General features: G+C 60.0%; 20 protein-coding genes and 1 pseudogene. 13 read left to right on the top strand and 8 right to left on the bottom strand.

Annotated features, from left to right (window positions below):
- Positions 1 to 68: 68 nt before the first annotated feature.
- The 4 genes from cdd to HCK03_RS08015 form a co-directional block, all read right to left on the bottom strand.
- Positions 69 to 953: a cytidine deaminase gene (gene cdd / locus HCK03_RS08000; protein ID WP_041146474.1), complete on the bottom strand. Its 885-nt coding sequence runs from the start codon at positions 951 to 953 to the stop codon at positions 69 to 71.
- 128 nt (positions 954 to 1,081) lie between these two features.
- Positions 1,082 to 1,777, bottom strand: coding sequence for a CidB/LrgB family autolysis modulator (locus tag HCK03_RS08005; RefSeq protein WP_045855868.1), 696 nt, complete (start codon positions 1,775 to 1,777; stop codon positions 1,082 to 1,084).
- A complete protein-coding gene (locus HCK03_RS08010) occupies positions 1,767 to 2,171 on the bottom strand; it encodes a CidA/LrgA family protein (protein WP_041146472.1) in 405 nt (134 codons plus the stop codon). The genes HCK03_RS08005 and HCK03_RS08010 overlap by 11 nt, the downstream gene beginning before the upstream one ends.
- A gap of 125 nt (positions 2,172 to 2,296) precedes the next feature.
- Positions 2,297 to 3,208: a LysR substrate-binding domain-containing protein gene (locus HCK03_RS08015; RefSeq protein ID WP_041146471.1), complete on the bottom strand. Its 912-nt coding sequence runs from the start codon at positions 3,206 to 3,208 to the stop codon at positions 2,297 to 2,299.
- 126 nt (positions 3,209 to 3,334) lie between these two features.
- Here HCK03_RS08015 and mhbT point away from each other — a divergent pair, with 126 nt between their 5' ends.
- The 10 genes and pseudogenes from mhbT (at position 3,335) to HCK03_RS08065 (ending at position 15,504) form a co-directional block, all read left to right on the top strand.
- Positions 3,335 to 4,693, top strand: a complete 1,359-nt coding sequence (gene mhbT, locus HCK03_RS08020) for a 3-hydroxybenzoate transporter MhbT (protein ID WP_076945734.1) — start codon at positions 3,335 to 3,337, stop codon at positions 4,691 to 4,693.
- Between the two features lie 11 nt (positions 4,694 to 4,704).
- Positions 4,705 to 5,742: a gentisate 1,2-dioxygenase gene (gene gtdA / locus HCK03_RS08025; RefSeq protein WP_167691372.1), complete on the top strand. Its 1,038-nt coding sequence runs from the start codon at positions 4,705 to 4,707 to the stop codon at positions 5,740 to 5,742.
- 16 nt (positions 5,743 to 5,758) lie between these two features.
- Positions 5,759 to 6,457: a fumarylacetoacetate hydrolase family protein gene (locus HCK03_RS08030; protein WP_167691373.1), complete on the top strand. Its 699-nt coding sequence runs from the start codon at positions 5,759 to 5,761 to the stop codon at positions 6,455 to 6,457.
- An 8-nt stretch (positions 6,458 to 6,465) separates the two neighbouring features.
- Positions 6,466 to 7,110 (top strand): maleylacetoacetate isomerase, encoded by a 645-nt coding sequence (gene maiA, locus HCK03_RS08035; RefSeq protein ID WP_115192232.1) that lies wholly within the window; start codon positions 6,466 to 6,468, stop codon positions 7,108 to 7,110.
- An 11-nt stretch (positions 7,111 to 7,121) separates the two neighbouring features.
- The gene (locus tag HCK03_RS08040) at positions 7,122 to 8,315 is read left to right on the top strand and encodes a 3-hydroxybenzoate 6-monooxygenase (protein WP_167691374.1); all 1,194 of its coding nucleotides are present in this window, start codon (positions 7,122 to 7,124) and stop codon (positions 8,313 to 8,315) included.
- Positions 8,316 to 8,424: 109 nt separating this feature from the next.
- Complete coding sequence (gene dusC / locus HCK03_RS08045; protein ID WP_167691375.1) at positions 8,425 to 9,357, top strand: tRNA dihydrouridine(16) synthase DusC; 933 nt, start codon at positions 8,425 to 8,427, stop codon at positions 9,355 to 9,357.
- Between the two features lie 357 nt (positions 9,358 to 9,714).
- Positions 9,715 to 11,079 carry a carbohydrate porin gene (locus HCK03_RS08050; RefSeq protein ID WP_167691376.1) on the top strand — a complete coding sequence of 455 codons (1,365 nt, stop codon included), beginning with the start codon at positions 9,715 to 9,717 and terminating at the stop codon, positions 11,077 to 11,079.
- Positions 11,080 to 11,256: 177 nt separating this feature from the next.
- On the top strand, positions 11,257 to 12,090 hold the full coding sequence (bglG, locus tag HCK03_RS08055) for a transcriptional antiterminator BglG (protein ID WP_041146464.1): 834 nt from the start codon (positions 11,257 to 11,259) through the stop codon (positions 12,088 to 12,090).
- Between the two features lie 32 nt (positions 12,091 to 12,122).
- Positions 12,123 to 14,094 (top strand): annotated as a pseudogene (bglF, locus tag HCK03_RS08060) (PTS beta-glucoside transporter subunit IIABC).
- A gap of 15 nt (positions 14,095 to 14,109) precedes the next feature.
- Positions 14,110 to 15,504, top strand: coding sequence for a glycoside hydrolase family 1 protein (locus HCK03_RS08065; protein WP_167691377.1), 1,395 nt, complete (start codon positions 14,110 to 14,112; stop codon positions 15,502 to 15,504).
- A gap of 38 nt (positions 15,505 to 15,542) precedes the next feature.
- On the opposite strand, the gene HCK03_RS08070 is transcribed toward HCK03_RS08065, so the two are convergent.
- Entirely contained in the window at positions 15,543 to 16,277 is a 735-nt protein-coding gene (locus HCK03_RS08070; RefSeq protein ID WP_076945725.1) for a class I SAM-dependent methyltransferase, read from the bottom strand.
- Positions 16,278 to 16,402: 125 nt separating this feature from the next.
- Here HCK03_RS08070 and mdtQ point away from each other — a divergent pair, with 125 nt between their 5' ends.
- Positions 16,403 to 17,842 carry a multidrug resistance outer membrane protein MdtQ gene (gene mdtQ / locus HCK03_RS08075; protein ID WP_076945724.1) on the top strand — a complete coding sequence of 480 codons (1,440 nt, stop codon included), beginning with the start codon at positions 16,403 to 16,405 and terminating at the stop codon, positions 17,840 to 17,842.
- Positions 17,843 to 17,885: 43 nt separating this feature from the next.
- On the opposite strand, the gene HCK03_RS08080 is transcribed toward mdtQ, so the two are convergent.
- Positions 17,886 to 18,455 carry a DedA family protein gene (locus HCK03_RS08080; RefSeq protein ID WP_041146459.1) on the bottom strand — a complete coding sequence of 190 codons (570 nt, stop codon included), beginning with the start codon at positions 18,453 to 18,455 and terminating at the stop codon, positions 17,886 to 17,888.
- A gap of 239 nt (positions 18,456 to 18,694) precedes the next feature.
- On the opposite strand from HCK03_RS08080, the gene HCK03_RS08085 reads away from it, so the two are divergent.
- Positions 18,695 to 19,282 (top strand): Yip1 family protein, encoded by a 588-nt coding sequence (locus HCK03_RS08085; RefSeq protein WP_041146458.1) that lies wholly within the window; start codon positions 18,695 to 18,697, stop codon positions 19,280 to 19,282.
- A 175-nt stretch (positions 19,283 to 19,457) separates the two neighbouring features.
- A complete protein-coding gene (gene pbpG, locus HCK03_RS08090; RefSeq protein WP_041147702.1) occupies positions 19,458 to 20,405 on the top strand; it encodes a D-alanyl-D-alanine endopeptidase in 948 nt (315 codons plus the stop codon).
- Positions 20,406 to 20,507: 102 nt separating this feature from the next.
- On the opposite strand, the gene HCK03_RS08095 is transcribed toward pbpG, so the two are convergent.
- Positions 20,508 to 21,062 carry a GNAT family N-acetyltransferase gene (locus tag HCK03_RS08095; RefSeq protein WP_041146457.1) on the bottom strand — a complete coding sequence of 185 codons (555 nt, stop codon included), beginning with the start codon at positions 21,060 to 21,062 and terminating at the stop codon, positions 20,508 to 20,510.
- A gap of 160 nt (positions 21,063 to 21,222) precedes the next feature.
- Positions 21,223 to 22,959 (bottom strand): D-lactate dehydrogenase, encoded by a 1,737-nt coding sequence (gene dld, locus HCK03_RS08100; protein WP_167691378.1) that lies wholly within the window; start codon positions 22,957 to 22,959, stop codon positions 21,223 to 21,225.
- Positions 22,960 to 23,196: the final 237 nt, after the last annotated feature.

The following is a 23,196-nucleotide window of genomic DNA, read 5'->3' on the forward strand; positions in this document are numbered from 1 at the left end:
GCAAGAAACCATCGTTTGATTGCGGGGATTTTCAACAAAACGGGCCAGAGGCCCGTTTTATGGGGGATTTAACCGAGCAGCACGCGGTCAATACTGTGACAGCCGAGGGCCTTCAACGTGGCGGCGGTGGCATCCCACTGGATCAGCGCCGCATCGGCTTTTTCGGCGAGAATGGCCCGCTGGATATCGGCATAATCATAGCCGTTCAGGCTGAGCAGGTTAAGGGCGCCCTGCAGCGGCGGCAGCGTCGGGTTAAAGGCGGCATTTTCGGCATAGCTGCCGGAGAAGATCGTGCCGTCCTTCAGCTCAAGCGCGACGCCTGACGGCGACTGGCTGTAGGGCATGTGGCAGCGATTTGCCGCCCGGATCGCCGCCTGCGCCAGCGCGTCGCCGCTCAGCGGGAAGCCGTGATCCTGCTCGTCCATCAGCAGCGTTTTGATCTCCAGATCCTTCGGACCAAACGCATCCGGCAGATAGTGCTGCAGCGAATGCGCCTCGCGGCCCGGCAGGTGGATGCGCAGCACCTGGCTACTGTTGAGCTCGTTCATAAACTGGCGGCAGTGGCCGCAGGGCGTGTAGTTAACGGTGATTGCCAGCAGGGATTTTTCGCCGCGCAGCCACGCATGGCTGATGGCGCTCTGCTCCGCATGGACGGTTTGCTGCATGGTCGCACCGAGGAATTCCATGTTGCCGCCGAAATACCAGCGCCCGCTGACGCCGCGCGCGATAGCGCCAACGTTAAAATGCGAGAGGTCGGCGCGCGCGCAGGCTGCGGCCAGCGGCAGCAGGGCAAAGGCCAGCGCGTCTTCGTCGAGGCCGGTTGCGCTTTGCAGCGCGGCGACCTGGTCTGCATCGAGCATGGCCGGGAAATGCGGGTCGGTCAGCATCGGGGCGATTGCCGTCTGCAGGTCTGCCGTCAGTTGAGGGAGAGCAGCTTGAAAACGTGGGTGCATGGCGTTGCCTCATAACAATGTAATGGAAATCTAGTGTACGGGCGGTGATGGCCTGTATATGTGATTAATATCTCATTGTTTGTGCAACTCTATTATGTTGCATTAATAAATGTGACTTAAATCACAAATTATCCCACCACGGCTAAAATCACCGGGAACAAAAACGGCGCAACCAGGGAGGTAATAATCCCGCACAGCACCAGCGCCAGCGAGCTGAAGGCCCCCTCCTGGTAATCCAGCTCCGCACAGCGCGCGGTGCCCAGCGCGTGCGAGGCGGTACCCATCGACAGGCCGCGTGAGGCTTTGGTGCGGATGCGCATCAGGTTGAGCAGCGTATGGCCGAAAACCGCGCCGAGGATGCCGACGAAGATAACGCATACCGCGCTGATTGCCGGAATACCGCCAATGCTGCCGCTGACCGCCATCGCAATCGGCGTGGTGACCGATTTCGGCATGATCGACGCGGCGATTTGCGGCGTCGCGCCCATTAACAGCGCCACGGTGGTCCCGGTGACCATCGCCACCACGCTGCCGATAAAGCAGATGGTAATAATCGATTTCCAGCGGGCGCGAATCTGGTGGAGCTGCTCGTATAAAGGAAAGGCCAGCGCCACCACCGCAGGCTGCAGCAGATCGTTGAGGATCTTACTGCCCTGAAAATAGCGATCGTAAGAGATGCCGGTCAGCAGCAGAAAAGGGATGATGACCACCATCGCCACCAGCAGCGGGTTGAGCAGCGGAAATTTAAAGCGCGCTGCCAGCCTGCGGGCGAGGAAAAACACGATCAGCGTCAGCGGCAGTGACCACCAGATTTCATGCATCATTTTTGCTTCCTTTTTGGCCGACCACTTTGCGTTCGCCGTGCACCAGATGAGAGCTCCAGCTGACAACCAGAAAAACGACCAGCGTGCTGATGGTGCAGGAGACGGCGACCGGGCCGAGCTGAGCGCGGAGCAAATCCCAGTACTGCATTACGCCCACGCCGATGGGCACGAACAGCAGCGCCATATAGCGAATCAGCACGTTACAGCCGGGATTAACCCACTTCGGCGGCATAATCTGCAGCGCCAGCAGGACAAACAAAATCAGCATCCCGATAATGCTGCCTGGGATGGTGATGGGCAGCAGGGAGGCGATAAAAATCCCGGCGTACAGGCAGGCGTAAATCAGCACAAAAGCCCGCAGATACTGCCAGATAATAATCAGTGATTGACTCATGGTAATAACCCTTGATGAACCGCATTCATCATACAATTAAACCCAAAAATGTGCTACCGATCACATCATGAATAATACGCATAGCGGGGATAGAGAAATGGAACCCCGCGCGGGCAGCGCCACGGCTACGATGCCTGCGATAGATAATCCAGAAACCGGCTGAGGGCAAGCGATGGCGTTTCACTTTTTCGCCAGAATACCCCGACGCTACCTTTTTGTTCGATGCGCGGCAAATTAAGAATTGCCAGCTGCTGCTGTTCGGCAAAGCGCTGTGCCAGGCGTAAAGAAAGAATAGAGATCATGTCGCTGCTTTGCAGCAGGTTGCTGGTGACGTTCATCGACGCCGACTCGATGGTATTTTCCGGCAGCATCACGCCGTTATCGACCAGGGCGTTGTCAATGCTCAGGCGGATCGGCGTGCCGGTTGGCCAGACTATCCAGCGCCAGTGGGCGAGGTCGGCCCAGCCGAGGCTCGGCATCTGCGCCAGCGGGTGATCGGGGCGGGCGACGAAGCACACCGGCTCGGTATACAGCACCCGATAGTTAAGCGGCAGCTCCAGCGCCCGTCCGCCCACCCGGCCTACCACCACGTCCACCACCCCGGAGAGCAGGTCGTGAAGCAGGGGGGTCATCACCTTTTCCTCGATGTTCAGATGCAGGCTCGGCATCTCCTTGAGCAGCGAGAGAATGGCCAGCGCAACGCAGTCGGTGGCCACAGGCGAACAGCCGATCATCAGGCTACCCACCAGCCCGCCCTGTTTGAAGCGCTCAATCTCATACTGCGAGCGGGACATATCGTTGATTAGGCGCTGGGCGTGCTGCAGCAGCAGCTTGCCGCCTTCGGAAGGGCGTAGGCCTTTGCTATGGCGTTCGAACAGCAGCATGCCGACCTCTTCTTCAAACTGAGTCAGCCATTTAGAGAGCGCGGGCTGAGTAATATTCATCATTTTCGCCACCTGCGTCAGGTTGCCCTGCTCGCCGAGCGCCACCAGCATTTGCAGATGATGCAGCTTCAGTTTTTGCGTCCAGTTTGCCATTAGCAATAACCTCCAGGTTATGTCTATGCCCGAGATACCATTGTACATTTCATCGCCTGAGTTACAAAATCGCAACATAAAAGAAATAAATACAACATCTCCTCCTCCCTGCACTGAGGCATAACGATGACTCAACGACGTGAATTGCAAACGCTGCTGGACGCCGCTCCGGTAGGTGCCCGGCAGTGGCGCGTGATTATCTGCTGTTTTCTGGTGGTCATGCTCGACGGTTTTGATACCGCCGCCATTGGCTTTATCGCTCCCGATATTCGCGCCCACTGGCAGCTCGGCGCCAGCGAGCTCGCGCCGCTGTTTGGCGCAGGCCTGCTGGGCTTAACCGCCGGCGCTCTGCTGTGCGGCCCGCTTTCCGACCGCTTCGGTCGCAAGCGGGTGATTGAGTTCTGCGTGGCGTTATTTGGCCTCTTTAGCCTGCTTTCGGCCTTTTCCCCCGACCTCGAGACGCTGGTTATCCTGCGCTTCCTGACCGGGCTCGGCCTCGGCGGGGCGATGCCGAACACCATTACCATGACCTCTGAGTATCTGCCCGCCCGGCGGCGCGGTGCGCTGGTGACCCTGATGTTTTGCGGCTTTACCCTCGGTTCGGCGCTGGGCGGCGTGGTCAGCGCCCAGCTGGTAGCGCAGATTGGCTGGCACGGCATCCTGGCGCTTGGCGGCGTTCTGCCGCTGCTACTGGCCGCGGCGCTGCTGGCGGTGCTGCCGGAATCCCCGCGCTGGCAGATCCGCCGCCGGCTGCCGCAGCCGGTGATTGCGAAAACCGTCGGCGCTATTACCGGCGAGCGCTATGAGCAGACCCATTTTTGGCTGGATGAGCCAACCACCGGCGCTAAAGGCAGCATCGGCCAGCTGTTCGTTGGCCGCCAGCTGCCCATTACCCTGATGCTATGGGTGGTGTTCTTTATGAGCCTGCTGATTATCTACCTGCTTTCCAGCTGGATGCCGACGCTGCTCAACCATCGCGGCATCGACCTGCAGCACGCCTCATGGGTCACCGCCGCTTTCCAGATTGGCGGCACCTTCGGCGCGCTGCTGCTGGGCGTGCTGATGGATCGCTTTAATCCGTATCGGGTGCTGGCGCTGAGCTACTGCCTGGGCGCGGTCTGCATCGTGATGATTGGCCTTAGCGAGAACGGCCTGTGGCTAATGGCGCTGGCGATTTTCGGCACCGGGATTGGCGTCAGCGGTTCGCAGGTGGGCCTTAACGCGCTAACGGCCACGCTCTATCCGACCCAGAGCCGCGCCACCGGCGTCAGCTGGTCAAACGCCGTCGGCCGCTGCGGAGCCATCGTCGGCTCTCTCTCCGGCGGCATGATGATGGCGATGAATTTCTCATTCGATACCCTGTTTTTCGTCATCGCCGTTCCGGCCGCGATTAGCGCAGGAATGCTGATTTTGCTGACCCTGGTTGTCCGCAATCCGATTACCGTACCCGACGCGCTGCCCTCCGCGGGCATCGTGAATAAATAAGGAGAACAATCATGTCTCAGCACGCAACGGAAGTTACCGGCGGTCGCCAGCAGTTTTACGAGCATATCTCGGGCCAGAACCTGACGCCTTTGTGGGAGTCGCTGCATCATCTGGTGCCGAAAACGCCGAACGCCAACTGCGCGCCGGCCTACTGGAATTATCAGGAAATTCGCCCGCTGCTGCTGGAAAGCGGCCGGCTGATTGGCGCCAAAGAAGCGGTGCGTCGGGTGCTGGTGCTGGAGAACCCGGCCCTGCGCGGCCACTCCTCCATTACCTCCTCGCTGTATGCGGGTTTACAGCTGATCATGCCCGGCGAGGTGGCGCCGAGCCATCGGCATAATCAGTCGGCGCTGCGCTTTGTCGTGGAGGGCGAAGGGGCCTTTACCGCCGTCGACGGCGAGCGCACGGCGATGCGTCCCGGCGACTTTATTCTCACCCCGCAGTGGCGCTGGCACGACCACGGCAACCCCAGCGATGAGCCGGTTATCTGGCTCGACGGCCTCGACCTGCCGCTGGTGAACTATCTGGGCTGCGGCTTTGCCGAAGATTATCCTGAGGATCAGCAGCCGGTCACCCGCAAGGAGGGCGACTATCTGCCGCGCTACGCCGCCAACATGCTGCCGCTGCGCCACCAGGTGGGCAACTCCTCGCCGATCTTTAACTACCGCTATGACCGCAGCCGCGACGCGCTGCATGAATTGACCAAAATGGGCGCCGCCGACGAGTGGGACGGCTACAAAATGCGCTACGTCAATCCACTCACCGGCGGCTACCCGATGCCATCAATGGGCGCTTTCCTGCAGCTACTGCCCAAAGGCTTTAGCTCGCGGACCGCGAAAACCACCGACAGCACTATCTACCACGTCGTCGAAGGGAGCGGGCAGGTTACCGTCGGCGAGCAAACCTTTACCTTCCAGGCGAAAGACATCTTCGTGGTGCCGACCTGGCACGGCGTCTCTTTCACCGCAGCGCAGGAGACGGTGTTATTCAGCTTCTCGGACCGCCCGGTCCAGGAAACCCTCGGCCTGTTCCGCGAAGCGCGTTACTAATAATAAGGACTCGATCATGACTCAATACGTTTTTGCTCCCCAGGCCCCGGTTACCGTTCCCGTTATCGGCAGCGAGGAGCAGTTTCCCGTGCGCCGCGTCTACTGCGTGGGGCGTAACTATGCCGCTCATGCCCGTGAAATGGGCTTTGACCCGGACCGCGAGCCGCCGTTTTTCTTCTGTAAACCGGCCGATGCGGTGGTGGCGGTAGCCGCAGGCGAAACCCTCGATTTGCCCTATCCGGCGCAGACGGACAACTACCACTACGAAATCGAGCTGGTGGTGGCGATCGGCAAGCGCGGCAGCGATATTCCGCTGGAGCAGGCTCACGACTATATCTGGGGCTACGCGACCGGCCTCGATATGACCCGCCGCGACCGCCAGATGGAGATGCGCCAGATGGGGCGTCCGTGGGAAATCGGCAAGGCGTTCGATCTCTCCGCGCCGATTGCGCCGCTGCACAGAGCGGATAGCGTGGCGGTTAATGAGGCGGCGATCTGGCTGCAGGTGAACGGTGAAGACCATCAGCGCAGCGATATTCGCCATCTGATCTGGTCGGTTAACGAAACCATCAGCTACCTCTCCGGCTTCTTCGAGCTGCAGCCCGGCGACCTGATTTTCACCGGCACCCCGGAAGGCGTTGGCGCGGTGGTGAAAGGGGATGTGATTAACGGCGGCGTGGATGGACTGACGCCCATCGCCGTGCGCGTGGTGTGAGGTGAGCGATGAAGCTGTACAGTTTTTTCAATAGCTCCGCTTCATACCGGGTGCGTATCGCCCTGGCGCTGAAGGGGATCGACTACCAGAGCGTGGGCGTCAATATTCGTATCGGCCAGCAAAACGCCCTCGAGTATCGGCGGCTGAATCCGGTCGGGCTGGTGCCTGCGCTGATGACCGACGAGGGCGAATCCCTGGGCCAGTCGCTGGCGATCGCCGACTGGCTCGACCGGCACTATCCGCAGACGCCGCTGTTGCCCCAGCAGGATCCGGCGCGGATGCGGGTGCTGGAGATCGTCTACGCCATCGCCTGCGATATTCATCCGATTAATAACATGCGCGTTTTGCGCTACCTTAGCGATGAGCTGAAGGTGAGCGAAGAGGACAAGCAGCGCTGGTATGCGCACTGGGTCCAGCAGGGGCTCAGCGCGGTGGAGCAGCTGCTGCGCCACGCCCGGTCCGGCGCGTTTTGCGTCGGCGAGACGCCGACGCTGGCCGACTGCTGCCTGGTGCCGCAGTGGGCCAACGCTCAGCGCATGGGCTGCGACCTGAGCCACTATCCGCGCTGCCAGGCGGTCTATGACGCCTGTACCCGGCTTCCGGCGTTTATCGCCGCCGCGCCGGAAAATCAACAAGACAAAATTCCGGCTTAGGGGGACAGAGCATGGCGAAAGTGACGCGAGCAACGATTGTCGGCGGGGGAATTGGCGGCGCGGCGACGGCGCTCTCCCTGGCGCGCCAGGGCATCAAGGTGATGCTGCTGGAGAAGGCCCATGAGATCGGCGAAATTGGCGCCGGGATCCAGCTTGGCCCCAACGCCTTTTCGGCGCTGGATAGCCTGGGCGTGGGCGAAATTGCCCGCCAGCGTGCCGTCTTCACCGATCACATCACCATGATGGATGCGGTGAACGGCGAAGAGGTGGTGCAGATTAAAACCGGGCAGGCCTTCCGCGACCATTTTGGCGGCCCCTACGCGGTTATCCACCGGGCGGATATTCACGCCACCGTCTGGGAAGCGGCGTTAACCCATCCCGACGTCGAGTACCGCACCTCAACCCAGGTGGTGGATATCCGCCAGAGCGCCGACGAGGTAACGGTCTATGACGATCGCGGCAACGTCTGGACCGCGGATATCCTGATCGGCTGCGACGGCGTGAAGTCGGTGGTTCGCCGGAGCCTGCTGGACGACACGCCGCGGGTCACCGGCCACGTGGTGTACCGGGCGGTGGTGGAAGCGGCGGATATGCCGGAGGATTTACGCATCAACGCGCCGGTGCTGTGGGCCGGGCCGCACTGCCATCTGGTGCACTATCCGCCGCGCGGCGGCAAGCAGTACAACCTGGTGGTGACGTTCCACAGCCGCCAGCAGGAGGAGTGGGGCGTACGCGACGGCAGCAAAGAGGAGGTGCTCTCCTACTTCCAGGGGATCCATCCGCGCCCGAGGCAGATGCTGGATAAACCCACCTCGTGGCGGCGCTGGTCCACCGCCGATCGCGAACCGGTCGAGAAGTGGGGCAATGAACGTATCACTCTGGTCGGCGACGCGGCCCATCCGGTGGCGCAGTATATGGCCCAGGGCGCCTGCATGGCGCTGGAAGATGCGGTCACCCTTGGCAAGGCGCTGGCGCACTGCGACGGCGATGCCGCCCGCGCGTTCGCGCTGTATGAATCAGTGCGAATTCCGCGCACCGCGCGCATCGTCTGGTCAACTCGTGAAATGGGGCGGATCTACCATGCCGCAGGCGTTGAGCGCCAGGTGCGCAACCTGCTGTGGAAGGGCAAAACTCAGGCCGAGTTCTATCGCGGCATCGAGTGGCTGTACGGCTGGAAGGAAGATAACTGCCTGCAGCCGCGCTAGCGCAGGCTGCCGCGGCGCCGGCGGCGGGAAAACCCGCACGGAGCCCTTTCAACCGGCACGGAGAGGCGCTAACATAGCGCCTCTTTTTTTCCGGGCAATGAATAACAATATGCGGGTATTACTGGCGCCGATGGAAGGCGTGCTCGATTCGCTGGTGCGCGAGCTGCTGACCGAAGTCAACGATTACGATCTGTGCATCACCGAATTTTTGCGCGTGGTGGACCAGCTGCTGCCGGCGAAATCGTTCTACCGACTCTGCCCGGAGCTGCATCACCACAGCCGGACGCCTTCCGGAACCCGCGTGCGCGTGCAGCTGCTCGGGCAGTATCCGCAGTGGCTGGCGGAGAACGCCGCCCGGGCGGTGGAGCTCGGCTCGTGGGGCGTTGACCTGAACTGCGGCTGCCCGTCTAAGCTGGTTAACGGCAGCGGCGGTGGCGCGACGCTGCTGAAGGATCCGGAGCTGATTTATCGCGGCGCGAAGGCCATGCGTGAAGCGGTGCCAGACCACCTGCCGGTGACGGTAAAAGTGCGCCTCGGCTGGGACAGCGGCGAGCGGCGGTTTGAAATTGCCGACGCCGTACAGCAGGCGGGCGCCAGCGAGCTGGTGGTTCACGGACGCACCAAAGAAGAGGGCTACAGGGCGGAGAGCATCAACTGGCAGGCGATCGGCGAGATCCGCCGCCGTCTGACGATCCCGGTGGTGGCCAACGGCGAAATCTGGGACTGGCAGAGCGCGCAGGCGTGCCTGGCGGCCACCGGCTGCGACTCGGTGATGATCGGTCGGGGAGCGCTGAACGTGCCGAACTTAAGCCGGGTGATAAAATACAACGAACCGCGCACGCCGTGGCCGCAGGTCGTGCTGCTGCTGCAAAAATATACCCGTCTGGAAAAGCAGGGCGATACCGGCCTCTATCACGTGGCCCGCATCAAGCAGTGGCTCAGCTATTTACGTAAAGAATATACCGAAGCGCTGGGGGTATTTAATGAGATCCGTACCCTAAAAACCTCTGCCGAAATTGCCGCGGCTATCGCCCGTTATTAATCTCAGGAGTGTTAATTGGCTCACAGATTATTACTTAGGAAGTTCCTGTTGATGGGAATTTCATTAAGGGAGTGATATTGTGCCGTTCTAATATTCAGGGTTGCTACTGATTACAGGCAAAACCTAAGCACTTCCGCCAGTCGTGGTGGGGAGTGCTTAGGTTTTTTTTTGCCTTCAATTTATGGAGATTTTAGTTATTAAATAAAACAATGAGTTGTAAATAAAGGTGCGATGCGGCTAAGCGGTTTAATGATCGACAACGCCCTTTTCTCCAAAAATAAAAAAATAAAATAAAAACGGGCAACTTTATTGCCTGCGGACAGCTATTACCTTTACTCAGTCAGGTTGGATATATCTATGAACGACAAAAAAATAAATCGCCTGTTCTCACTGCTGGCATTTTCACTATTGACGCCGGCGGCGTTGGCTGCCGAAACGCCGGCGTGGAACGGTAGCGTATTAGGTTTTGAAAACCCGCACAAAGGGCTGCTGGGCGATATGGCAGGCATTCGCCCAATACTTACCGATCTGGGATTTAATTATAACCTCGGCTATCTCAATGAAATGGGCTATAACGCCGGCGGCGGCTATAACCATGATAAGCATCTGGCCTATATCGACCAGCTGGCGCTGACCTTTAACCAGGATCTTGAGCGCTGGACCGGGATCCCCGATGCGCGCATCGAAGGGAATATCGTCAACCGTAATCACGACGACAATCTGACCACCAGGCGGCTGCAGGATCCGCGGGTTAACTTTAACGATCTCTCCCAGGAGAGCTGGGGCGGGCAGTCCATCACCCGCCTCGGCTGGCTCACCTTCGCCCGCAGCTTTGACGACCGGCGCCTGACCTGGCGAATCGGCATGATGAACAAAGTGCAGACGTTCGATCAGATCATTCCCTGCGACTTCCAGCTGCTCTCGCAGTGCGGCGGTAAATCCGCCAACTCGCTGACGTGGAATAACTGGAACGTGCATACCTGGGGGACCACCTTCGAATATAAGCTGATGCCGACGCTCACCCTGAAGGGCGGAGTGATGGAGCAGAACCCGCAGGCCGCTTCCCGCAGCCACGCGTGGAGCTGGTCGACGAAGGGCAGTAAAGGCGTGCTGCTGCCGCTGGAAATTGAGGCTCGTCCGATGATTAACGACCTGCCTGGCGCCTATAACCTCGGCGTGCTGTTCACCAACGCGCCGCAGAGCGATCTCTATTACGGCAAATCCGGCGGCCCCGGCGCGACGGACCCCGACGGCTATGCTCAGCATAACCGGACCTGGTTCCTGTACGGCGGGCTCAACCAGCAGGTCACCCGGCACGCCGACGATCCTGAGCGCGGCATGAGCCTGTCGCTGAGCGGCAGCTACAGCGACCAGCGCAGCAACTATATCCATACCGCCGTGGCCGCCTCGATGCGCTATCGCGGCCTGTTTGACGCCCGACCGGCGGACTGGATCGGCTTTGGCCTGACCTGGATGGATATGAGCGACAGCTATGCCCGCAATCAGCGCTATATGAACCAAATCAGCGGGGCCACGAACGACTACGATGCCAGCTATCAGCCGGTGGCCGGGCATTCGCTGAACGCTGAACTCTACTATCGCTTCCGCCCGATTTCCTGGCTTGAGCTGCAGCCAGGCCTGCAGTACTGGCACCGTCCCGGCGGCGTCGCCGAGACCCAGGATGCGTGGGTTGTGGAGTGGAAGACGGTGGTCACTTTCTAAAAAACGCCGCGGCGATACGCTGTTAGCCGCGATCTGTATCACGTTTTTTTGCCTGGGTAGTTGAGACAAAGAAAGAAGTTGCTACAGTGCTGGAGTTGGATTGCTACTGCTTAGGCAGGCAAAACCTGATTTCCTGGCATTTGTCGGGGGTCAGGTTTTTTTGTTTCCGGGGTTCATATGCAAATCGCCAAAGTTCTTAATAACAATGTGGTGGTTATTCTCGACGAGCAGCAGCGCGAGCAGGTCGTAATGGGGCGAGGGCTCGCCTTTCAGAAACGCGTCGGCGACTCGCTGGACGAAAGTAAAATTGAAAAGGTCTTCGCGCTGCAGAGCGATGAGCTGGTTGGCCGTCTGGGGGAGTTACTCAGCCAGATACCGCTGGAAGTGATGACCACCTGCGACCGAATTATTGAGCTGGCGCGCGGGCGGCTGGGCAAACTGCAGGAGAGTTTGTACATCACCCTGACCGACCACTGCCACTTCGCTATTGAGCGGCAGAAAAACGGCGTGACCATCCGCAACGTCCTGCTGTGGGAAATTAAGCGGCTGTATCCGAAAGAGTTTGAGCTGGGGCAGGAGGCGCGGGCGATTATTGCCCGGCGGCTCGGCGTTGAGCTTGCCGAAGACGAGGCCGGGTTTATTGCCCTGCATCTGGTCACCGCCCAGCTCAACAGCGAAATGCCGGAAGTGATGCACGTCACCCGGGTGATGCAGGAAATTCTGCAACTGGTGAAGTATCAGCTGCAGCTGAACTATGACGAAGAGTCGTTAAGCTACCAGCGCTTTGTCACCCACCTGAAGTTTTTCGCCCAGCGGATGCTGACCCGCACGGTGGTGGAAGATGATGACGTGACGCTGCACAGCGCGGTGAAGGACAACTACCCCAGAGCGTGGAAGTGTGCGGAAACCGTGGCTCGACATCTGCAAAAAAGCTATCAGCGGCAGCTGACGACGGAAGAGATTATGTTTCTTGCCATTCATATTGAACGGGTAAGAAAAGAGGGGCGTTAGCCTCCAGCGACCTAAAATTGGATTGTTACTGCATAACGCAGGCAAAACCTGAGCGCGACGCCATCCGGCGTTGTTCTCGGGTTTTTTTTATTTTAACACTCAGTCACTGGCCGCCCGTGGGCGGCTGAAGTCAAGGAAAACAGCATGGAATATAAAGCACTCGCGCAGGATATTCTTAGCCGGGTTGGTGGCAAAGAGAATATTGTGAGTCTGGTTCACTGCGCTACACGGCTGCGCTTTAAGCTTAAAGAGAATAAAAAGGCGGACGCGGAAGGGCTGAAGAGGAATCCGGGCGTCATTATGGTGGTCGAAAGCGGCGGCCAGTTTCAGGTGGTGATCGGCAACCACGTTCACGACGTCTGGCAGGCGGTGCGCAGCGAAGCCGGGCTGACCGACGACAGCGAGCCGGTGGCGGAAACGGGTGAAAAAACCTCGGTTCTCGGCCAGATTATCGACGTGGTGTCCGGCATCTTTACCCCGTTTATCGGCGTCCTGGCGGCGTCGGGGATCCTTAAGGGCATGTTGGCGCTGGCGGTGGTGTGCGGCTGGCTGGCTCCGCAGCAGGCGACGTATCAGATCTGGTTTGCCGCCAGCGACGCGCTGTTCTTCTTCTTCCCGCTCTTTTTAGGCTATACCGCCGGCAAAAAGTTTGGCGGCAATCCGTTTATCACCATGGTTATCGGCGGGGCGTTAACCCACCCGCTGATGATTCAGGCCTTTGAGGCCAGCCAGGTGTCGGGAGCCGGGGCGACGCATTTCCTCGGCATCCCGGTGACCTTTATCAACTACAGCTCGTCGGTTATCCCGATCATTCTCGCCTCGTGGGCCAGCTGCTGGCTGGAGCGGCGCAGCAACGCCGTGCTGCCGCCAGCGATGAAAAACTTCTTCACTCCGGCCATTTGCCTGGCGGTGGTGGTGCCGCTGACCTTCCTGGCTATCGGCCCGGTTGCCACCTGGCTGAGCCAGCTGCTGGCCCACGGTTACCAGATTATCTACGCGGTTGCGCCGTGGCTGGCAGGGGCCGCAATGGGCGCCCTGTGGCAGGTGTGCGTGATCTTTGGTCTCCACTGGGGGCTGGTGCCGCTGATGATCAATAACCTGGCGGTGCTGGGTCAGGATTCGATGCTGCCGATGCTGCTGCCGGCGGTGATGGGGCAGGTGGGGGCCGCGCTGGGGATTTTCCTGCGCAGCCGCGACGCGCGGCAGAAGGTGCTGGCCGGGTCGGCTATCTCTGCCGGGATTTTTGGCGTCACCGAACCGGCTATCTACGGCCTGAACCTGCCGCTGCGTCGGCCGTTTATCTTCGGCTGCGTGGCCGGGGCGATCGGCGGGGCGATTGTCGGTTTTAGCAACAGCCACGTTTACTCCTTCGGCTTTGCCAACATTTTCACCCTTGCGCAGATGATCCCGCCGCAGGGCATTGACGCCACCCTGTGGGGCGGCGCGATCGGTATCGTTGCCGCGCTGGTTATCTCCTGCGTGCTGACCTTTGTCGCCGGGATGCCGAAGAGCAGCGCCGGGGAGGCCGCCGTCGTCACCGCTCCGGCAGGCGAAAACGATATTCTGGCCCCGATGTCCGGCAGCGTCCTGGCGCTCGATCAGGTTCCCGACGGCACCTTCGCCAGCGGCCTGCTGGGGCAGGGCGTGGCGATTATTCCCGCCATCGGCAAGGTCATCGCCCCGTTCTCTGGCGAAGTGGCCTCCTTATTCCAGACCAAACACGCGATTGGCCTGCTCAGCGACAGCGGCATTGAGCTGCTGATCCATGTCGGTATCGACACCGTTAAGCTCAACGGCGAGCCCTTTACCGCCCACGTGAAGGAAGGGGACAGGGTGCAGGCCGGTGACCTGCTGCTGGAGTTCGATCGCCAGGCGATTCTGGATGCCGGCTATGACCTGGCAACCCCGATTATTATCAGTAACAGCGACGGCTATCGCAGCGTTGATATTGTATCTGGCAGCGTGGTTGACGCCGGCCAGCCGCTGCTGTCCGTCAGCCATTAATTACAGGAGAGAGAGATGAAGACATTCCCAAAAACGTTTTTATGGGGCGGCGCGACCGCGGCAAACCAGGTGGAAGGGGCGTATCTGGACGACGGGAAGGGGCTGTCGACGTCAGACGTTCAGCCGCACGGCGTATTTGGCGACGTGGTTGAGCGCGTGGCAGGCGACAGCGGCATCAAGGATATCGCCATCGACTTCTACCACCGCTATCCGGAAGATATCAGCCTGTTCGCGGAGATGGGCTTTAACTGCCTGCGGGTGTCGATTGCCTGGACGCGCATTTTCCCCAACGGCGACGATAGCGAAGCGAACGAAGCCGGGCTGGCCTTTTATGACCGGCTGTTTGATGAGCTGGCGCAGCACAACATCACCCCGCTGGTGACGCTGTCGCATTACGAAATGCCGTGGGCGCTGGTAAAAAACTACGGCGGCTGGGGCGGGCGGGAGGTCATCGGCTTCTTTGAGCGCTATGCGCGCACGGTGTTTGCCCGCTATCAGCATAAGGTCAAGCTGTGGCTCACCTTTAACGAAATCAACATGTCCCTGCATGCGCCGATGACCGGCGTTGGCCTGCCGGAGGGCAGCAGCAAGGCGGCGGTCTACCAGGCGATACATCATCAGCTGGTGGCAAGCGCGCTGGCGGTTAAGGCCTGCCACGAGATAGTCGAAGACGGGAAAATCGGCAATATGCTGCTCGGCGGCCTGATGTATCCGCTCAGCTGCCGTCCTGAGGATATCTTTGAGACCCTGCAGCAGAACCGCAGCTGGCAGTTCTTCGGCGACGTGCAGTGCCGCGGCGCCTTTCCGGGCTATATGCTGCGCTATTTCCGCGAGCAGGGTATCAGCCTTGAGATAACCGACGCCGACCGCGCGGCGCTGAAGGAGACCGTCGATTTTATCTCCTTTAGCTACTATATGACCGGCTGCGTGACCGCCGACGAGGAGCTGAATAAAAAAGCGCGCGGCAACATTCTCAGCATGGTGCCCAACCCGCACCTTGCGAGCTCGGAGTGGGGCTGGCAAATCGACCCGCTGGGCCTGCGCACGCTGCTTAACGTCCTGTGGGATCGCTATCAAAAGCCGCTGTTTATCGTTGAAAACGGCCTCGGCGCGAAGGACAAGGTCGAAGCGGACGGCAGCATCAATGATGACTACCGCATCGCCTACCTGAACGATCATCTGCTGCAGGTGCGGGAGGCTATCGACGACGGCGTTGAGCTGATGGGCTATACCAGCTGGGGGCCCATCGACCTGGTGAGCGCCTCGAAGGCCGAGCTCTCCAAGCGCTACGGTTTTATTTACGTCGATCGTGACGACGAGGGTAAAGGTACGCTGGCGCGCAGCAGGAAGAAGAGCTTTAGCTGGTATAAAGAGGTTATTGCCAGCAACGGCGCCAGCCTGAAAGAGTAAGCCGCTCGGCGGCCCGCAGGTTCCGGGCCGCCAGCCGGTTACGCCGGCTTACGCGCGCGCAGTAAAAAGATCATCGGCCGCTCTTTTTCTTCATCGAGGCCCGGCTGGGCGGCAATTTGCGCCGCCGTCGGGCCCCACTCATCAAGATGTTCAATCACGAAGCCAGCGGCAACCAGCAGGTTTATCCAGCTGGCGAGCTTGCGGTGCTGTTTTTTTACCCCATCGGCAAACCAGTTGCTGATGCGCTCACCCTCCTGCTGATAGTGGCTGACCGGCCAGCTTTTCTGCCCCTCGGCATCTTCCTGCCAGCCCTGACGCAGCGGCGCGGTGTAGACCGGATGTTCGGCGGAAAAGAGCAGCGTGCCGCCGGGGGTCAACGCCTGATAAACGGTGGCGAACAGCGGGGCCACGTCCGGCAGATAGTGCAGGGCCAGCGAGCTGTAGACCAGCTCGCAGCCGTTGGCGGGCAGCGTCAGGGTTTGCAGATCGGCGCAGCGGTAGTCAATATCCTGACCCTCGCTCATTTCGCGCGCGCGTTCGAGCATGCGGCTGGAGATATCCAGCCCGCTCACCTGCGCCGCGCCCTGGTCGCGAGCCCAGCGGCAGAACCAGCCGTAGCCGCAGCCGAGATCAACCACCCGCAGGCCGGATAGCGGCGGCAGCATCTGCTGAATGGCGGGCCACTCCGGCGCGCCGTCAAGGCCCTTCACCGAACGGTCGAGGGTCGCGTAGCCGGCGAAAAAGCTCGGATCATCGTAAATATTCTGGCTCATGTTCACTCCGTGAATTCATTTATTTATTTTTAACCATATGATTTGGCTAGCCACACGCTTTACTTAACGGCGCGAAGGCAATTAATTTATTATACCCGACCTTATTAAGTAATCTGACCTATCTCATGAACCTGAATCTGAGCAAACGCGTTATCGCCGGGCTGCCCCTGGTCATTGCGCTGGCCGGCTGCGCGCCGTCACACGATACCGGCACTGCGCCGCAGCAGCAGACACCTGCCTCCCATGTGGCAACGGAGCTGCCTGCCAGCGTGAAAAACGGCTGGCCGCACGACAGCTGGTGGCAAGAGTACCGCGATCCGCAGCTGAACAGCCTGATTCAGCGCGCCTTAGCCAACGCGCCGGATATGCAGATTGCCGACCAGCGGATAAAGCTGGCGGAAGCCCAGGCGCGGATGTCGCAGGCCAACCTTGGCCCGGAGATGGACTTTTCCGCCAACGTTGAGCGGCAGAAAATGTCCTCAGAGGGGCTGATGGGGCCTTTCGCGACCGATACCGATGGCAACACCGGGCCGTGGTACACCAACGGCACCTTCGGCCTGACGGCGGGCTGGGATCTGGATCTGTGGGGGAAAAATCGCGCGCTGGTGAAGGCCCGCATCGGTGAAGTGAAGGCACAGATAGCCGAGCAGGCGCAAACCCGGGAGCTGCTGGCCAGCAGCGTGGCACGCCTCTACTGGCAGTGGCAGACCGAGGCGGCGGTGAAAAACGTGCTGCAGCAGCTGAAGGATGAGCAGAACAATATCGTCAGCGTCGATCGCGCGCTGTACCAGCGTGGGATCACCAACTCGGTTGAGGGGGCGGAGAACGATATCAACGTCAGCAAAACCGATCAGCATCTGGCCGATGTCACCGGCAGCATGAAGGAGATTGAGGCGCGTCTGATGGCCTTAACCAACAGCCAGAGCCGGGCGCTGAACCTCCGTCCGGCGCCTCTGCCCGCCGTCAGCACGCAGATGCCGACCGAGCTGGGCTACGAGCTGCTGGCGCGCCGCCCGGATCTGCAGGAGGCGCACTGGTATATCGAAGCCTCTTTAAGCGAGGTGGATGCGGCGAAAGCGGCGTTCTATCCGGATATTAACCTGATGGGCTTCCTGCAGCAGGATGCCCTGCACTTAAGCGATCTGTTCCGCCACTCGGCGCAGCAGATGGGGCTTTCAGCGGGCCTGACGCTGCCTATTTTTGATAGCGGCCGCCTGAACGCCAACCTGGATATCGTCAGCGCGCAGAACAATCTGTCGGTGGCAAAGTATAACAAAGCGGTCGTTGACGCGGTGAATCAGGTAGCGAAGGCGGCGAGCCAGGTAGAGACCCTGATGGAGAAAAATCAGCAGCAGCAGCAGGTCGAAAAAGACGCCCGGCGGATGGTGGATCTGGCGCAGGCGCGGATGAACGCCGGGATCCTGCCGGGTTCGAAAGTGAGTATGGCGAAGCTGCCGGCGCTCGAAGAGCGGATTTCCGCGCTGCGCCTGCACGGTCAGTGGCTGGACGCCAACATTCAGCTGACCTCTGCACTGGGCGGCGGCTACCGCCAGGCCGCGAAGTAATGCCCTTTTCCCCGGCGGCGAAGACACCGGCCGGGGCGCCCGTCTACTCTTTCCTTTGCGCCTCGCGGCGCTTCAGCCACCAGTGCGCGGCGAGCACCAGCACAACCGCAAGGATCAGCCAGACTGCGTGCTTGAGATGACCATCAAGATGATGCAGCCACGGGCCAATGGCTTCTCCCCCCAGGTAGCCGAGGGTGGTGAACAGCAGCGCCCAGACGATCGCCCCGAGGATATTGAGCGGCATAAAGACCTTCGGCGGCAGGCGGCTGGCGCCGATCAACAGCGGGCCGATGATGCGAAAGCCGTACATAAAGCGCGTCCCGATGACGAACAGATAGGGGCGGCGCTGGATCATGCGCTGCGCCTTACGGATCCGCGCCTGTTGGCGGGAAAAGCGTCGCAGCAGCCGGCCGCCAAAGCGCCTGCCGAGCAGGTACAGCAGCTGATCGCCAATCATCCCGCCGAGCGCCACGGAAATGACCACCAGCGGAAACTTCAATAAGCCCTGATGCGCCGCCACTCCGCCAAGGAGGGTGATCGTTTCGCCTTCCGCTATGCTGCCGATGACCAGCGCAGCGTAGCCATAATGGGAAATCAGGTTATTGATATCCATACAAAAAATTCTCCCTCCTCGCGGCATTTTTCCGGTAGCGCCGGCGCGCGGCCTGTGCCCGGCCCGACTGCCAGTCTTACCCGTCCTGAATGACGCGACGTTTTGACCCTAAAGCCTAAGCATACACCCTGGCGCTTAAAATGAGGTTAAGTGCCTTTTTATCGCTGTACACAAAATAATCTCTCAGGGTGAATTATACTTGTATCACTGCTGTACGAAGCCGTGACAAGGGGGACGATATGAACCATGTCTGGGGACTCTTCTCTCATCCGAATCAAGAGATGAGCGTTATCAAGAGCGAAAACGAAACGATTTCGCATCACTACACGCACCACGTGCTGGTCATGGCGGCGGTTCCGGTTATCTGCGCGTTTATTGGCACCACGCAGCTGGGCTGGAACTTCGGCGATGGCACCGTGATAAAACCGTCGCTGTTTACCGGGCTGGCGCTCGCGGTGCTGTTTTATGCCGTGATGCTCGCCGGGGTTGCGGTGATGGGGCGGGTCATCTGGTGGATGGCGAGAAGCTATCCGCAGCGGCCTTCGCTAAAACGCTGCATGGTGTTTGCAGGCTACGTCGCGACGCCGCTGTTTTTAAGCGGGATCGTGGCGCTCTATCCGCTGGTGTGGCTGTGCGCGTTTGTCGGCACGGTGGCGCTATTTTACACCGGCTACTTGCTCTATCTCGGGATCCCAACCTTCCTGAGTATCAATCGTGAAGAGGGGCTAAGCTTTGCCAGCTCCACCCTCGCAATCGGGGTGCTGGTGCTGGAAGTGCTGCTGGCGATAACCGTTATCCTGTGGGGCTACGGATACCGGCTGTTCTAACAACATACATTGCCAGCATAAATGGATTTTTATGCTGGCAATGCAGCATTTGCTCACTATTCTTATTAGCCAGGCGCGGCCGTGGCGCGGTATGATTGCTCCCGCCAGCGTCGTTTTTGCTTCAGCGCCGCAGCGTACGTACAAACGTGCAAAAATACTTTTCAGAATGCTCACCATGCCGAAATTTCGAGTTTCTTTGCTCAGCCTGACTTTGCTGCTGGCTGTTCCTTTTGCGCCCCAGGCGATAGCAAAAACCCCCGCGACCCTTCACGCCATGCAGCCGGATATCGCTTCCGGTAGCGCGATGATTGTCGATCTTGCGAGTAAAAAAATTGTCTACCAGAGCCAGCCGGATCTGGTTCGCCCGATGGCCTCCATCACCAAAGTGATGACCGCCATGGTGGTTCTTGATGCCCATCTGCCGCTGGATGAGATGCTGAGCGTGGACATCAGCCATACCCCGGAAATGAAGGGGATCTATTCGCGCGTGCGCCTGAACAGCCAAATCAGCCGCCGCAACATGCTGCTGCTGGCGCTGATGTCTTCAGAAAACCGCGCCGCCGCGAGCCTCGCTCACCATTACCCCGGCGGCTATGACGCCTTTATTCGCGCGATGAACGCCAAGGCGCAGGCGCTGGGCATGACCCATACCCGCTACGTTGAACCGACCGGCCTGTCGATTCACAACGTCTCCACCGCGCGCGATCTGACCAAACTGCTGATTGCTACCGAGCAGTATCCGCTGATCGGCCAGCTGAGCACCACCAAAGAGGATATGGCCACGTTCGCCCAGCCGGCCTACACGCTGCCGTTCCGCAACACCAACCACCTGGTGTATCGCGATAACTGGAATATTCAGCTGACCAAAACCGGCTTTACCAACGCCGCAGGCCACTGCCTGATCATGCGCACGGTGATTAATCAGCGCCCGGTGGCGCTGGTGGTGATGGATGCGTTTGGCAAATATACGCACTTTGCCGACGCCAGCCGCCTGCGGACGTGGATTGAGACCGGGAAGGTGATGCCGGTTCCGGCTTCCGCTCTGAGCTATAAAAAGCAGCGTGAAGCGCAGATGGCGGATGCGATGCTGAAAGGCGGCGCGCAGACCGCGCAGAACGATTAATCGGACGCCAGGCTTTGCCCAAAGCGCCGGCTCGGGGATTGCCCGTCCCGGCGCTTTTGCGCTCTCCCCGCAGGCGACGCCGCTGCGGGTTTTCGCCCAAATCTACTCCGGGATCGTCAGGTCGCCGTCGCCAAGCCGGCGCTGCATAATCAGCGTATCCCGCCAGTCGCCCATCTTGTAGCCCACGCTGCGCAGCTGTCCCGCCACGCTAAAGCCAAATTTTTTGTGGATCGCCAGCGAGCCGGCGTTATTGTGCCCGTCGCCGATGATCGCCAGCATCTGCCGCCACGGCCCCTGCTCGCACTTCGCGATGAGCTGCGACAGCAGGGCGCTGCCGATGCCGCGTCCGCCCATGCCTGATTCGACGTAAATCGACTCTTCCAGGGTGTAGCGATAGGCCGGGCGAGGGCGGTAAAAGGTGGCGTAGCAGTAGCCGACGATGGACCCACGCCACAGCGCCACCAGCCACGGAAGGCCGTTGTCGCGTACGGTTTTAATCCGCTTGCGCATTTCGTCGACGGTGGGGGGAATATCTTCAAAGGAGGCGCGCCCGTTGAGGACGTGCCAGACGTACAGCGCGGCGATGGCGTGAGCATCATCGGGCAGGGCTTCGCGGATTTCTAATTCAGCGCTGTGTAACATATCCGCTTCGGACATGGTGGGGCTCCTTAAGCCAGGTTTACCGGAGACGCGTTTTCTTCGGCATGCAGCGTAATACATAACCCCGGTAGATGAATAGCCCCGGCAGGGATCGTTCTTCGGCCTGCTTGCCCGCGGGCGAAGTCAGGCCGAAGACGTTCGCGGTTAGCCTCTGCGCCTACGAGGCGCTGCCGTCGCTCTCCTGGCGCTCGCCCCAGTATTTTTGCTTGCTGGTTTTGCCGATCCCCGGGTTCATGCTGTTGGTCGGGTCGTTCTGGCGGTAGAACTGCTTTAAGCTCTCCGGCGCTTCGTAAAGATGCCCGACGTTGTGCTCGGCGGGATACTGCGCGCCGCGCGCTTTTAGCAGCTCCAGCATTTTCTCCTTCAGCGCGTGGGCATCCACGCCTTTCTTAACGATGTAGTCCTGGTGGAAGACGTGGCACATAAAGTGGCCGTAATAGAGCTTATAGACCAGCTGGTCGTCGATTTCGGCCGGTAAATGCTCAAACCACTCGGTGTCGTTGCGGCGCAGGGCGATATCCAGCGCCAGAATATCCTCCACCTCGTCGGCGTGAACGGCCTGGTAGCGGATAGCGGCACCCGCCGCGGCGAAGCGGTGCAGGAACGCCTTGCTGCCTTCCTCCGCCGTGCAGACGAAGAAATCGCCCTCGGCCTCTTTAAAGTACTCCGTCAGCCACGCCTGGGCTTCCTCGACGCCGTCGCCCGCCATCTTCAGCAGCAGGTGGTGCTCATATTTATCGCGCCAGGTTTTCATTCGCTCCGGCAGGTGCGCCGGGAAAACGTGACCGATTTTTTGCATAAAGCGGTCGGTGAAGTGCGGCTTAAACAGCGGCACTTTCTCCAGCATCGCGTCGGTGCGGCCCTTCATGGTGAAGAAGAACGGCATTTTGTCGGTGCCGAGCTTGTCGATCATCAGGAAGGTGTCCTTGCCGTAGCGCTCGGCGATATCGTAGATATCGCGATGCATATACTCTCCCGCCACCGGCAGGTTGTTAAATTCAGCAAGAATATGGCGGCGGATTTCGGTCAGCACTTCAGGCCTGTTGCTGCCGATATAAAACACCTGCTGGCGCTTTTCCGCCGGGAAGGTGTCGAGACGGGCGGCAAACACCGCCAGCTTGCCGGCGCAGCCCGAGGACTCAAACAGGCGGTCGGGGTCGGCGTTGTAGCGCGCCGGCGTGTCGGCGGTCACGTCGCGCACGCGGGTGACGTAATCATGATCGTGGGCGTGGCGGCCGTCGTGCAGGACGTCTTCATCCTTAATGCGATCGTCGTCGAGACGGCTGAGGATCTGCTCCGGCGTGGCGCCGAGATCGATGCCCAGGTGGTTAACCAGGCGCAGCCTGCCGCTCTCATCAATCTGCGCAAACAGCGACATTTCGGTATAGGCCGGGCCGCGCTGAACCAGCGAGCCGCCGGAGTTATTGCAGATACCGCCGATAACCGATGCGCCGATGCAGGAGGAGCCAATCACCGAGTGCGGCTCGCGGCCAAACGGCTTCAGCGCCTTCTCCAGCGAGTAGAGCGTGGTGCCAGGGAAGGCCAGCACCTGCTCGCCTTTACCCAGCAGATGCAGCTTGTCGAGGCGCAGGGTGCTGATAATCACGATCTCGCGATCGTAATCGGTGCCGCTGGGGGTGGAGCCTTCGGTGAGGCCGGTATTCGCCGCCTGCATGAGAATAATTTTATCGGCCTCCACGCAGGCGCTCAGCACCCGCCAGAGTTCCAGCAGCGTTCCCGGAAAAACCACGGCCAGCGCGTCGCCGTGGCCGGAGCGGAACCCTTTGCGATAGCGCTGGGTTTTGGCCGGATCGGTGAGCAGATGCGAGGAGCCAACCAGTCGCGCCAGCTCTGTCAGAAATGCGTTGTTTTGGGGTGTTGCTGCAGATGACATGATCCACTCCTTGTGGTGGGACAAAAAATTCTGCACTAAGAATAGCGCTTTGTATGACAATTTGGTGCAAGAATGTTGCGAAAAATCAGAGCAGAAGCCGAGCTTTCTACAGGCGTCTCGCCTATGTTTATGGCAAACTGCGGTTTTTATTATACTTGTCGCCTACAAGCTGCGCGCCGCCGGCCTCGCCCTTTACGGGCCGGCGTCGGGACGACGAGCGCCGCAGTTCGAAATTGA

It is taken from the genome of Klebsiella terrigena, assembly GCF_012029655.1.
Lineage (GTDB): Bacteria > Pseudomonadota > Gammaproteobacteria > Enterobacterales > Enterobacteriaceae > Klebsiella > Klebsiella terrigena.